The 12,090-nt window shown below is 73.0% G+C and carries 13 protein-coding genes; 5 read left to right on the plus strand and 8 right to left on the minus strand.

Going from position 1 to position 12,090, the window contains the following annotated elements; all coding sequences use genetic code 11:
* The 5 genes from ACFXMF_RS23650 to paaN form a co-directional block, all read right to left on the minus strand.
* On the minus strand, positions 1-609 hold a 609-nt coding region (locus ACFXMF_RS23650; RefSeq protein WP_380020762.1), incomplete at its 3' end, for an enoyl-CoA hydratase/isomerase family protein.
* A complete protein-coding gene (locus tag ACFXMF_RS23655; RefSeq protein WP_360306672.1) occupies positions 600-1,472 on the minus strand; it encodes a 3-hydroxyacyl-CoA dehydrogenase family protein in 873 nt (290 codons plus the stop codon). The genes ACFXMF_RS23655 and ACFXMF_RS23650, both read right to left, overlap by 10 nt.
* The gene (locus tag ACFXMF_RS23660) at positions 1,469-2,266 is read right to left on the minus strand and encodes an enoyl-CoA hydratase/isomerase family protein (protein WP_379990013.1); all 798 of its coding nucleotides are present in this window, start codon (positions 2,264-2,266) and stop codon (positions 1,469-1,471) included. Before ACFXMF_RS23660 ends, ACFXMF_RS23655 begins: the two co-directional genes overlap by 4 nt.
* Positions 2,263-3,474 carry a thiolase family protein gene (locus tag ACFXMF_RS23665; protein WP_360306666.1) on the minus strand — a complete coding sequence of 404 codons (1,212 nt, stop codon included), beginning with the start codon at positions 3,472-3,474 and terminating at the stop codon, positions 2,263-2,265. Before ACFXMF_RS23665 ends, ACFXMF_RS23660 begins: the two co-directional genes overlap by 4 nt.
* Positions 3,467-5,179, minus strand: coding sequence for a phenylacetic acid degradation protein PaaN (gene paaN / locus ACFXMF_RS23670; protein ID WP_360306663.1), 1,713 nt, complete (start codon positions 5,177-5,179; stop codon positions 3,467-3,469). Before paaN ends, ACFXMF_RS23665 begins: the two co-directional genes overlap by 8 nt.
* Positions 5,180-5,329: 150 nt before the next feature.
* On the opposite strand from paaN, the gene ACFXMF_RS23675 reads away from it, so the two are divergent.
* Complete coding sequence (locus tag ACFXMF_RS23675; protein WP_360306660.1) at positions 5,330-5,488, plus strand: hypothetical protein; 159 nt, start codon at positions 5,330-5,332, stop codon at positions 5,486-5,488.
* Positions 5,489-5,492: 4 nt separating this feature from the next.
* The gene (locus ACFXMF_RS23680; RefSeq protein ID WP_379990015.1) at positions 5,493-6,116 is read left to right on the plus strand and encodes a TetR/AcrR family transcriptional regulator; all 624 of its coding nucleotides are present in this window, start codon (positions 5,493-5,495) and stop codon (positions 6,114-6,116) included.
* Positions 6,117-6,144: 28 nt separating this feature from the next.
* On the opposite strand, the gene ACFXMF_RS23685 is transcribed toward ACFXMF_RS23680, so the two are convergent.
* A complete protein-coding gene (locus ACFXMF_RS23685) occupies positions 6,145-6,645 on the minus strand; it encodes an Lrp/AsnC family transcriptional regulator (RefSeq protein WP_360306654.1) in 501 nt (166 codons plus the stop codon).
* A 120-nt stretch (positions 6,646-6,765) separates the two neighbouring features.
* Here ACFXMF_RS23685 and pdhA point away from each other — a divergent pair, with 120 nt between their 5' ends.
* Genes pdhA through ACFXMF_RS23700 form a run of 3 tightly spaced genes read left to right on the plus strand, consistent with a single transcriptional unit; the run spans position 6,766 to position 10,248 of the window.
* The gene (pdhA, locus tag ACFXMF_RS23690; protein WP_379990017.1) at positions 6,766-7,881 is read left to right on the plus strand and encodes a pyruvate dehydrogenase (acetyl-transferring) E1 component subunit alpha; all 1,116 of its coding nucleotides are present in this window, start codon (positions 6,766-6,768) and stop codon (positions 7,879-7,881) included.
* A gap of 1 nt (position 7,882) precedes the next feature.
* Entirely contained in the window at positions 7,883-8,899 is a 1,017-nt protein-coding gene (locus ACFXMF_RS23695; protein WP_360306651.1) for an alpha-ketoacid dehydrogenase subunit beta, read from the plus strand.
* Positions 8,896-10,248 carry a dihydrolipoamide acetyltransferase family protein gene (locus ACFXMF_RS23700; RefSeq protein WP_379990018.1) on the plus strand — a complete coding sequence of 451 codons (1,353 nt, stop codon included), beginning with the start codon at positions 8,896-8,898 and terminating at the stop codon, positions 10,246-10,248. Before ACFXMF_RS23695 ends, ACFXMF_RS23700 begins: the two co-directional genes overlap by 4 nt.
* Positions 10,249-10,300: 52 nt before the next feature.
* Here ACFXMF_RS23700 and ACFXMF_RS23705 read toward each other — a convergent pair whose 3' ends face one another.
* Positions 10,301-10,888: a TetR/AcrR family transcriptional regulator gene (locus tag ACFXMF_RS23705; RefSeq protein WP_360306645.1), complete on the minus strand. Its 588-nt coding sequence runs from the start codon at positions 10,886-10,888 to the stop codon at positions 10,301-10,303.
* 154 nt (positions 10,889-11,042) lie between these two features.
* Positions 11,043-11,750: a CPBP family intramembrane glutamic endopeptidase gene (locus tag ACFXMF_RS23710; RefSeq protein WP_379990019.1), complete on the minus strand. Its 708-nt coding sequence runs from the start codon at positions 11,748-11,750 to the stop codon at positions 11,043-11,045.
* Positions 11,751-12,090: the final 340 nt, after the last annotated feature.

Consider the following 12,090-nt stretch of genomic DNA (forward strand, 5'->3'; position numbering starts at 1 on the left):
GTCCGGCACCACCCGGTGCACGAGGCCGCATCGGCGGGCGTCCTCGGCCCCGACACGTTCGTCCAGGAGCATCAGGGCCGCCGCCCGCGAGGGGCCGACGGCGCGGACCAGCGCGCCGCTCACCCCGGTGTCGGCGGCCAGGCCGATCCCGGTGAACGCGGTGGAGAAACGGGCGCTTTCGGCCGCGACCCGCAGGTCGGCGCACAGTGCCAGGCCGAGCCCGGCGCCGACGCAGGCGCCCTCGACCGCGACGACCACCGGTTGGCGCACCGCGTGCAGGGCCTCCACCAGCGGGTTGTACTGCTCGCGCACGATCGCGAAGGCGGACTCGGGCTCGTGCTCCAGGGCGCGGGCGTGCTCCTTGAGGTCCTGGCCCACGCAGAAGTGCCGGCCCTGGGCGGCCAGCAGGACCGCCCGGACCTTCCCGCCGTCCTCGCCCACCCGGCGCACGGCCGCGAGCAGCGCGGCGCGCAGTGGCGCGTCGAGGGCGTTCCCGGCTGCGGGGCGCCGCAGTTCGAGCACGGCGACGTCACCGTCGAGGCGGTATCCGACGCGTTCCCCGTCCCCGGCGGAGCCCGGTCCGGCGGTGTCGGTCGTGGTCACGGCCATACGTAGAACCCCTGTCCGGTCTTGCGCCCCAGCTCGCCGCGGGCGACCTTGTCGCGCAGCAGTCGGGGCGGTGCGAAGCGCGCGCCGAGGGTGGCGTGCAAGTGTTCGGCGATGGCCAGGCGCACGTCCAGGCCGACCAGGTCGGTCAACCGCAGCGGACCCATCGGGTGTCGGTAGCCCAGCCGCATCGCGTCGTCGATGGCCTCGGGGGCGGCGACGCCGTCCTCGACCATCCGGATCGCCTCCAGGCCCAGCGCCAGGCCCAGTCGGCTGCTGGCGAAGCCGGGCGAGTCGTTGACCACGACGTCCTGCTTGCCGAGCGCGCGGGTCCAGTCCAGGGCGCGGGCGAGCACGTCGTCGGCGGTGTCCGGGGCGCGGACGAGTTCGACCAGCGCCGAGGCGGGCACCGGGTTGAAGAAGTGCATGCCCAGGAAGCGGCCGGGCCGGGTCAGCGCGGCGGCGAGGTCGGTAACGGACAACGAACTGGTGTTGGTGGCCAGCACGGTCGTGGCGCCGACGGTGCGTTCGACGGCGGCGAGCAGGCGGGCCTTGAGCGCGGCGTCCTCGGGCACGGCCTCCACGATCAGGTCGGCGTGCGCGGGCAGTTGCTCGATCGTGTCGACCGTGTGCACTCGCGCGAGCACCCGCTCGGCGGGTTCGCCGGCCGTGCCGTGTTCGGCGGCACGGGCCAGGCCGGCGGCGATCCGCTCGCGGGCCGCGGCGGCGGCCCGGGCGTCGCTCTCGGCGATGGTGACCGCGGAGCCGGCCGCCGCGAACGACTGGGCGATGCCGGCGCCCATGCGTCCACCGCCGATGACGCCGACCACCGCGGGCGGGGCCGGTGCGGCGGAAGTGGCGCTCATGTACGGCTCCTTGCGTCCAGGAAGCGGGTCATCCGCTCCTTCTTGTCCCGGCTCTCGAAGAGCACGGCCTGGGCCAGGTCGTCGGCGATCGGGTGGGCGCCGGGGGCGTCGACGACGAGTTTGGTCAGCCGCAGGGCCCCGGCCGAGGAACGGGCCATGCGGTCGAGCAGGGCATGTGCCCGGTCGAGCAGTTCGTCGGCCGGTACCACCTCCATGACCAGTCCCGCGGCCAGCGCCGCCCGCGCGTCGAGACGGTGGCCGGCGAGCAGGATCTGCTTGGCGATCGACTCCCCGACCAATTGCGGCAGACGCCAACAGGCGCCGGCGGCGGCGATGATGCCCAGGCCGGGTTCGGGGTTGCCGAAGACCGCGTCGGGGCCGGCGATGCGCAGGTCGCACGCGTAGGCCAGTTCGGCGCCGCCGCCCAGGGCCCAACCGTCGACGGCGGCGACGGTGGGCATCGGCAACCGGCGCACCCGTTCGAACAGGCGGCTGTTGATGCCCTGGAGGGCCTCGTCCCGGCCCCGGTCGAGCAGTTCGGCGATGTCCGCGCCGGCGGCGAAGACCCCGCCGTGGCCGGTGAGCAGGAGCAGCTTGGGATCGCGCTCCAACCGGTCGCACACCGCGTGCAGTTCGGTGATCATGCGGGCGTCGATGGCGTTGCGCTCGCGGGGGCGGTGCAGGGTGACCACGACGCGGTCCGTGTGCTCCTCGATCCGCAACGAGCTTGTGGCGTCGGCGGGTTCGCCCGCCGGGTCGAGCGCTGGGTCGGGTGTCGGTCGGGCGTTGCTCATACCCGCTCCACGAGCATCGCGACACCCTGGCCGACGCCCACGCACAGCGTGGCCAGACCGCGCCGGGCGTCCTCGCGTTCCAGGCGTCCGAGCAGGGTCAGCACGATACGGGCGCCGGAGCAGCCGAGCGGGTGGCCCAGCGCGATGGCCCCGCCGTCGGCGTTGACGATGTCCTCGTCCAGGCCCAGTCGGCCGATCACGGCCAGGGCCTGGGCGGCGAACGCCTCGTTGAGTTCGACGGCCCCCAGGTCGGCGCTCCGCCAGCCCGCGCGGCCCAGCGCCTTCTCGGTCGCGGGGACCGGCCCCAGGCCCATCAGGTGGGGCTGCACGCCGGCCGACGCGGCGCCGACGACCCGTGCCCGAGGGGTGAGGCCGTACCGCCGCACGGCCGCCTCGCTCGCCAGGACCAGCGCGGCGGCCCCGTCGGACAGCGGCGACGCGGAGCCGGCGGTGACGATGCCGCCCGCCCGGAAGCTCGTACGCAGCTTGCCGAGCTTGTCGAGCGTGGTGGTGGGACGTGGGCCCTCGTCGCGGGTGACCAGGGCGTCGCCGACCGGCACGGGCACGATCTCGCGGTCGAAGCGGCCCTTGTCCTGGGCGGCGACGGCGCGTTGGTGGCTGCGCAGGGCGAACGCGTCGGAGCGGTCCCGGGTGATCCCGTCGAGGGCGGCGACCTCCTCGGCGGTCTCGCCCATCGACAGCGTGGTCCGGCCGGCGTCGGTGGGCAACGCGCGATCGGCCGCGGTGAAGCGGGGGTTGGTGAAGCGCCAGCCCAGCGAGGTGTCGTGGATGGCGCCGGGTTTGGCCCAAGGGGTGCCGGGCTTGTCCATCACCCACGGCGCGCGGGTCATCGACTCGACCCCGCCGGCGACGACCAGGTCGGCCTCGCCGGCCCGGATCGTGTGCGCGGCGGAGGCGATCGCGGTCAGCCCCGAGGCGCACAGCCGGTTGACCGTGTAGCCGGGCACGGTGTGCGGAAGGCCGGCCAGGAGCACGGCCATCCGGGCCACGTCCCGGTTGTCCTCGCCGGCCTGGTTGGCGGCGCCGAGGATCACCTCGTCCACGGCCTCCGCGGGGATCCCGGCCCGGCGTACCGCCTCCCCGACCACGAGGGCGGCCAGATCGTCGGGGCGGACCGCGGCCAGGGCGCCGCCGTAGCGGCCCTGGGGCGTGCGGGCGCCGTCGACGAGGTAGACGGGCTCAGGCACCGACCGACTCCTTCGCGGCGGCGGGTCGGCGGGATTGCAGGGTGGCGAAACGGGCGGTGACGAACGCGGGGTCGGACAGGGTGGCGCTGGCGGCCGGGTTGGCGGCGCTGCCGTGGAAGTCGCTGAACGCGGCGGACTGGTTGACGAACACGCCGCCGGTGAGGTTCTCGGACAGGTGCACGCCCGCGTCCAGGGCGGCTTCGCGGGCCGCGGCGAGTACGAACTCGCTGGTCGAGTGCACGGCGGCGGTCAGCGCGCCGCGGCTGCCCACCGTCTCGCGCAGGATCCGCAGGCCGTGCTCGGTGGAGTCGGTGCCGATCACGAACGACACGGGGCCGAACCATTCGCGGGTGTAGGTGTCCTGGTCGGTGTCCGCGTCGAGCCGGGCCACCAGCGGCGTGCGCACGATCGCCTCGGGGTGATCGGGGTGCGCGACGACGGCGGAGGGGTGCGCGATGTGGTCGAGCGCTTCGGCCTGTTCGAGGGTGTGCCGCACCCCGTCGTTGACGATCGCGCCGAGGGTGTGCACGGCGCGGGCGGGGTCGCCGAGCAGGCGGTCCAGCGCGGCGCCGAGATCGGCGGCGAACTCGTCGGCGGTACGGGTGCCCTGGTCGGTGGCGAAGCCCTCGCGCGGGATGAGCAGGTTCTGCGGGGTGGTGCACATCTGGCCGCTGTACAACGACAACGAGAAGGCGAGGTTGCCCAACAGGCCCCGGTAGTCGTCGGTGGAGTCCAGCACGACGGTGTTCAGGCCGGCCTTCTCCGTGTAGACGGTGGCCTGGCGGGCGTTGGCCTCCAGCCAGTCGCCGAAGGCGGTCGAGCCGGTGAAGTCGACGATACGCACGTCCGGGTGCACGGCGAGGGTGGCCGCGCTGCGGCCCTCGGGCGCCTCGGCGGCGAGCAGCACCACGTCCGGCGGGAAGCCCGCCTCGGCGAGTACCTCGCGGGCGATCCGCACGGTGATCGCCAGCGGCAACACCGCGCCGGCGTGCGGCTTGACCACGACCGGGTTGCCGGTGACCAGGCTGGCGAACAGACCGGGGTAGCCGTTCCAGGTCGGGAAGGTGTTGCAGGCGATCAGCAGCGAGACGCCGCGACCGACCGGGGTGAACGTCTTGTCCAACTCCAGCGGGTCGCCCTTGCGCTGCGGCTTGCTCCAGCGGGCCGCGGCCGGGTGTCGCTTCTGCTCCGCCCAGGCGTAGGCGACCGCTTCCAGGCCCCGGTCCTGGGCGTGCGGGCCGCCGGCCTGGAAGGCCATCACGAACGGCTGCCCAGTGGTGTGGTGCACGGCGTGCGCGATCTCGAAGGTGGCCGCGTTCAGTCGGGCCAGGATCTCGGCGGCGACGCCCGCGCGGGTGTCCGGGTCGGCGGCGCGCCAGGGGCCGGCGGCGGCCTTGGCGGTGGCCACGGCCTGCTCCGGGTCGATGCGGGGATAGGAGATGCCCAGCGATCGGCCGTACGGCGAGACCTCGCCCACGACCACCCGGCCGTCGCCCGGGTGGTCGGGCAGGCCGAAGGGGCGGCCGAGTTGCTCGTTGAAGGCCGCCTCGCCCAGGGCCGGTGCCTGCTCGCCGTAGACCTTGGTGCTCGGCGACTCGGGGTATGGCGTCCAGTGATCGCGCTCCGCGGTGGCCTGCACGGCCTGCTCCAGCAGCGTGCGATGGCGCGCGAAGAAGTCGGGGCGCTCGGAGTTCACGTCGGGCATGCGATCCACCTCTTGACATGCAGCGGTGATGCTGGCTTACCTGGCCTGCCGCACATTACCGAATGTTCGGTCGGTTAACAAGGCGATGCCGGACCGCGGAATCCCGGTCCCCTGCACAACGTGCGAGGGAACGACGGCGAAGAGACCGCGATGACCGACGCGGCGGGGCGCGAGGCCGCGCGCGATCGTCCGTTCGTCCGGGCCGACGTGGGAATCGGCGTCGACGCCGACAGGCCGGAACGCTCGCTCGGCAACTGCGCCCCGCCGGGGATCCACGGCATTCGTGACCTGCGGTTCCTGACACAATGATCGAGTGAGTAGTACACCCGTGCACAGAAACGCCGGCCGTGTGGGCCGCCCCGGCTACGACCGCGATTCACTCCTCCAGGTGGCGGTGGCCGCGTTCAACGAGCGCGGCTACGACGGCACCGGCATGGAGGAGTTGGCCAAGCGGCTGGGGCTGAGCAAGTCCAGCATCTACCACCACGTCTCGAGCAAGGAGGAGCTGCTCGGCCTGGCCCTGGGACGCGCCCTGGACGCCCTGTTCGCGGTCCTGGACGAGCTCCCCGACCCCGACGCGACGGCCACCGCCCGGCTGGAGCACGTGGTGCACCGCAGCGTCGAGGTACTGGCCGCCGAACTGCCGTACGTCACCCTGCTGTTGCGAGTGCGCGGGAACAGCGCCGTCGAGCGGCACGCGTTGGACAAACGGCGCGAATTCGACCACCGCGTCGCCGAACTGGTGACCCGCGCCGCGGCCGAGGGCGGCGTGCGCGCCGACGTCGACCCGCACCTGACCAGCCGGCTGCTGTTCGGCACGGTCAATTCCCTGGTCGAGTGGTACCGCCCCGACGGCGGCCTGACCGTGTCCGCGCTGGCCGACGCCCTGACCGCGGTGCTGTTCGACGGGCTGCGCGCCGCGCCCGCGCGGAACTGACCCCGAAGCCGCCTCCCGGGGCGCGCGCTCACCCCTCCCAGACGACGCCGCGCCCCGGCACCTCCTCGAAGACCAGCCAGGTGCGGGTGGAGCGCACGTTGGGGATGCTCTGGATCTGCTCCAGCACCACCTCGCGCAGCGCGGTGTTGTCCGGCGTGCGCACCAGGGCCAGCACGTCGTAGTCGCCGCCGACCAGGGCCAGGTGCTCGATGTAGGGGATCTCGCGCAGTCGTTCGCCGACCGCGCGCCAGGCGTTCTGCTCGATGGTGATGGTGACGTACGCGGTGGTGCCCAGACCCACCCGTCGCGGGTCCACCCGAGCGGTGAACCCGGAGATCGTGCCGTCCTCGACCATCCGGCCGATCCGGGTGTAGGCGTTGGCGCGCGAGATGTGCACCCGCTCGGCGAGGGCGCGTACGGATATCCGTCCGTCCGCGACCAGTTCGGCGATGATCGCGCGGTCGGTGGCATCGGGCGCAGCGGCCAAACGTCCCGCCTCCGGGCCCTCCGACACTTCATCCTCGGACATATGGCTCCCTGGAGTGTCTGATCTCGACAGTTTATCGCACGATTACGGAAGGTCTTGAACAGATCTTCGCTCGGTTGGACCATTCACCTGTCAAACGTCCAACGAAAGCGAGCATCTTCGATGTCTCCGATATCCGCGACGGCCCTGCGTCGGGCGATGCAGAGATTCCTTCCCTCGCTTACCCCGGTGCGCTTCGTCGCCGAGGACGGTTCCGCCGTGCCGGCGCCCGCCGGGTACACCGCACCGGACGACGCACAACTGCGCGAGGGCTACCGCCGGATGGTGCTCGGGCGGCGGTTCGACACCCAGGCCACCGCGCTCACCAAGCAGGGCCGGCTCGCCGTGTACCCCTCCAGCCGCGGCCAGGACGCGTGCCAGATCGCCGGCGTGCTCGCGCTGCGCGAGGACGACTGGCTCTTCCCGACCTACCGCGACTCGGTGGCCCTGGTCTCCCGGGGTCTGGACCCGGTCGAGGTGTTGACGCTGCTGCGCGGGGACTGGCACTGCGGCTACGACCCGGTGGCCACCCGGGTCGCGCCGCAGTGCACCCCGCTGGCCACCCAGGTCCTGCACGCCACCGGCATGGCCGAGGCGATGCGACGCAAGGGCGAGGACCGGGTGGCGATGGCCTTCGTCGGCGACGGCGGCACCAGCGAGGGCGACTTCCACGAGGCGCTCAACTTCGCGGCGGTCTTCCGCGCGCCGGTGGTGTTCTTCGTACAGAACAACAAGTACGCGATCTCGGTGCCGCTCGCCCGGCAGAGCGCGGCACCCGCGCTGGCCTACAAGGGCGTCGGGTACGGCGTACGGTCCGAACAGGTCGACGGCAACGACCTGGTGGCGGTGCTCGCGGTGTTGTCCGAGGCGGTCGCCCACGCCCGGGCCGGCAACGGCCCGTTCCTGGTCGAGGCGCACACCTACCGCATGGACGCGCACACCAACGCCGACGACGCGACGCGCTACCGCGACGCGGACGAGGTGGAGGCGTGGCGGGCGGCCGACCCGCTGATCCGGCTGGAGGCCCATCTGCGCGGGCGCGGCCTGCTCACGGACGAGGACATCGCGGCCGACCAGGCCGCCGCCGAGGCGTTCGCGGCGGATCTGCGCACCCGGATGAACATCGACGCCGAACTCGACCCGCTCGAATTGTTCGACCACGTCTTCGCCGAACCCACCCCCCAACTGCGCGAGCAACGTGCCCTGCTCGCCGCCGAATCCACCGCCCAGGAGGTCTGAGATGGCGACCCTCACGATGGCCCAGGCGCTCAACACGGCCCTGCGCGACGCGCTGGCGGCGGACGAGCGGGTGCTGATGTTCGGCGAGGACGTCGGCCCGCTCGGCGGCGTCTTCCGCGTCACCGACGGCCTGACCCGCGAGTTCGGCGAGGAGCGCTGCTTCGACACCCCGCTCGCCGAGGCCGGCATCGTCGGACTGGCGGTGGGGATGGCCATGGGCGGCTTCCGGCCCGTGGTGGAGATGCAGTTCGACGCCTTCGCCTACCCCGCCTTCGAACAGATCGCCTCGCACGTCGCGAAGCTGCGCAACCGCACCCGCGGGCGGCTCGGCCTGCCGATGGTGATCCGGATCCCGTACGCGGGCGGCATCGGCGGCGTCGAACACCACTGCGATTCCAGCGAGGCGTACTACGCGCACACCCCCGGGTTGAAGGTGGTGACGCCGGCGACGCCCGAGGACGCCTACTGGCTGCTGCGCGACGCGATCGAGGATCCGGATCCGGTGGTGTTCCTGGAACCCAAGAAGTTGTACTGGGCGAAGGCGGAGGTCGACCTCGCCACGCGTGCGGCCCGGCCGTTCGGTCGCGCGGTCGTACGCCGGGCGGGCTCGGACGCGACGCTGGTGGCGTACGGCCCGTCGGTACCGGTGGCGTTGGAGGCCGCGGCCGCCGCGGCGCTGGAGGGGCGCAGCCTGGAGGTGGTGGACCTGCGCACGCTGGTGCCCTTCGACGACGAGACGGTGGCCGCGTCGGTGCGCCGCACGGGCCGCTGTGTGGTGGTCCAGGAAGCCCAGGGCTTCGCGGGGGTCGGCGCCGAGATCGCGGCCCGGGTCCAGGAGCGCTGTTTCCACTCGCTGGCCGCGCCGGTACTGCGGGTGGCCGGGTTCGACATCCCCTACCCGCCGCCGAAGTTGGAGCACGCGCACCTGCCGGGGGTGGATCGCATCCTGGACACGGTGGACCGGCTCCAGTTCGACGACACGCCCGACGTACGGCACCTGGTCCAGGGGGCGGCGTGAGCATCGACACGCTGCACGCGCAGGTCTTCCTCCTGCCGGACCTGGGCGAGGGTCTGACCGAGGCCGAGATCGTCGAGTGGAAGGTCGCCGTCGGCGACACGGTGGAGGTCGACCACATCGTGGTCGAGGTGGAGACCGCCAAGGCCGCCGTCGAGGTGCCCGTGCCGTACGCGGGCACCGTGCTGAGCCTGCACGCCGAGGCCGGCACCGCGCTCGCGGTGGGCCTGCCGCTGATCACCGTCGGCGCCGCGCCCACCCCGGCGGAGCCCGGTGCCGCCGACCGCTATCGCGAGGAGGAGCAGGCGGGCTCCGGCAACGTCCTGATCGGCTACGGCACCGGCCACGCGCCCGTTTCCCGGCGGCGCCGCCGGGGCTCGACACCGCCGGCCGCCGGCCGGACGCACCCGTCGCCGGCCGCGGTCGAGTCCGGGCCGCGCGCCGCCGACGCGGCAGTGCCGACGGCGGGCCCGGCCTGTGCGCGCCTGGTGATCTCTCCGCTGGTACGCCGGCTGGCCCGCGACCACGGCATCGACGTGGCCGCTCTGGCGCCCGGCCGAGCCGATGGCATCATCCGCCGCGTCGATGTGGAGCAGGCCATCGCCCGGGAGCGGCAGGCGGGTTCTTCGCCCGTCGCGAGCGAGCCGGTCGGCACCCCGGGCGAGCAGCGCATTCCGCTGCGCGGCATCCGTCGCGCGGTCGCGCACAAGCTCGCGCGCAGCCGGGCCGAGATCCCGGACGCGACGACCTGGGTGGACGTGGACGCCACCGCGCTGCTGGAAGCCAAGGACGTGCTCCAGGCCGCGCGACCACAGCAGCGGATCGGCCTGTTGGCGATCCTCACCCGGATCTGCGTCGCGGGCCTGCGGCGCTTCCCGGAGCTGAACTCCACCGTGGACACCGCCCGCGAGGAGATCGTGCGCTTCGCGCACGTGAACGTGGGCTTCGCCGCCCAGACCGACCGCGGCCTGGTGGTGCCCGTGGTGCGCGACGCGCACACCCTGACCACCACGCAACTCGCGGCCGAGCTGGGCCGGTTGACCGCACTGGCCCGCACCGGCGCGCTGCCGCCCGAGGCGCTGACCGGGGGCACGTTCACGCTCAACAACTACGGCGTGTTCGGCGTGGACGGCTCCACCCCGATCATCAACCATCCCGAGGCGGCGCTACTGGGGGTCGGCCGCATCATCGACAAGCCCTGGGTGGTCGACGGCGCACTCACCGTCCGCAAGGTCACCCAGCTCTCGCTGAGCTTCGACCACCGCGTGTGCGACGGCGGCGTGGCGGGCGGCTTCCTGCGCTACGTGGCGGACTGTGTCGAGCGGCCGGCGACGCTGCTGGCCGACCTGTAGGTCGCCGATGCCCCGGCGGCTACGTGGCGCCGGGGCATCGGGGCGACCCGATCTAGTGCAGGCGCAGCCCGGCGAGCAGGAGTTCGACCATGCGGCGGGCGTCGTAGCGCAGGTCCTTGTTCGCGCCGATGCAGAGGTTGCCGACGCCGACCATCAGTTCGAGGGCCTCGATGTCGGGGCGGATCTCGCCTGCCGCCGCGGCGGCGGCGAGCAGTTCGGCGCAGACCGGCATCAGGCGCTCGATGAAGTACGCGTGCAGGGTCGCGAATGCCGCGTTGTCGGATTGCAGCGCCTCGGCGAGACCGTGCTTGGTGACCAGGAAGTCCACGAACAGATCGATCCACCGGACCAGGGCGGTGTGCGCCGACTCGTTGTTCGCCAGCAGTTCGGGGCCCGCCTCGGCGCACGCCTCGACCTGATGCCGGTAGACGGCGACCACGAGGTCGGCCCGGGTCGGGAAGTGGCGATAGATCGTGGCGACGCCCACGCCGGCCCTGGTCGCGATGTCGCGCACGGGTGCGTCGACCCCGGAGGCCACGAAGGCCGCGGCGGCCGCTTCCAGCAGGGTCTGCTCGTTGCGCCGGGCGTCGGCACGCTTCCGGGGGGCCGGCGATCCCGATCCGCTGCCGCTGTCCGCCATCGCGTTGTCGCCTCCGTCGCTCGCTTGCCGATCGGAACACGGTTCCGTATCGTCGTTGACGGAACCATGCTCCGTTTGCCCCATGATGTCAGAGCAGGCGTTCCCCGTGACCGGGCGTCCCTCGCCCCTTCGCGTCCACGACGCCCGGCAACGGTCAGCGCAGGACGAGGGTGCCGATCACGACGAGCAACACGACACTTTGCGTCGAGTGGATCGCGATGCCCATCCAGGCGCTGCGGAATCGTCGGCTCGGGTAGGCGAACAGGGCGCCCGCCAGTACCGCGCCGGGCATCGACCACGGCTGGTGCAGGTGGTACAGGCCGGTGAGCAGCGCGTCGACCATCCGGTCGCGACGGCCGAACGCCCCGCGCATGCGTGGCAACAGCAGGCCGCGGAACAGCAGTTCCTCACCGAGGAAGCTGTTGAAGGTCATCATGACGACCACCAGGGCGAACAGCCCCCACGCACCGCTGAAGTGCTCCTGTCCCTCCGTCGACGCCAGGAAGGCGCCGAGGCTGCGGTCGGACGGCTCGGGCAGGCCGGTCGGGACGAGTTGTACGAGGAAGAACCCGAGCGCGAACACCGCGACCCACCACCACAGTCGACCGCCCCGCCGGCCCCGGTCGTCCGACGGGGCGCGCAACCACAGCGCATCGCGCAGCACGGACCAACGCAGGCTTCGCTGTTCGTGGGCGACCAGGCCCAGCACCAGGACCGCCTGCCAGACCAGGCCACCGGTAAGCGCCGCGATCAGCACGGTCGCGAACCGCCCCTCGGACGCATCGCCCCCGGCCACCACCGGGGTCACCACCCAGGCGAGCAGCGCCATCGGGACGGCCGCCGCCGCCCAGATCGCGAGCACCTTGGCGACGGAGTACTGCGGGAGTTCGGGCCCGCCGATTCGACCGGCGCGGCCACGTGGTGGGCGCGCGCCGTCGAATCGATGGAACTCGCTTCCGGGGTCGGCATGTTCGGGGTGGTACCGCGAGGGATTCTCATGTCCCCGAGCGTGGCCGCCGGCACCCCCGGGCGACCATCGGAGATGTCCCCCACCCGCCCCGGGGATATCGCCCGGGGTTGTCCCCGATCCCGCTCCGCGCGATCCACCGCCGCGGACCGCACTCCCTGCGCCCCCGCGCCGTCCGGACCAGGGTCGACGCGTCCCCGGCGAACCCGGTAGGCGCCACCGATACCCCTCCGGA

This window comes from Embleya sp. NPDC059213 (assembly GCF_042754445.1).
GTDB lineage: Bacteria > Actinomycetota > Actinomycetes > Streptomycetales > Streptomycetaceae > Embleya.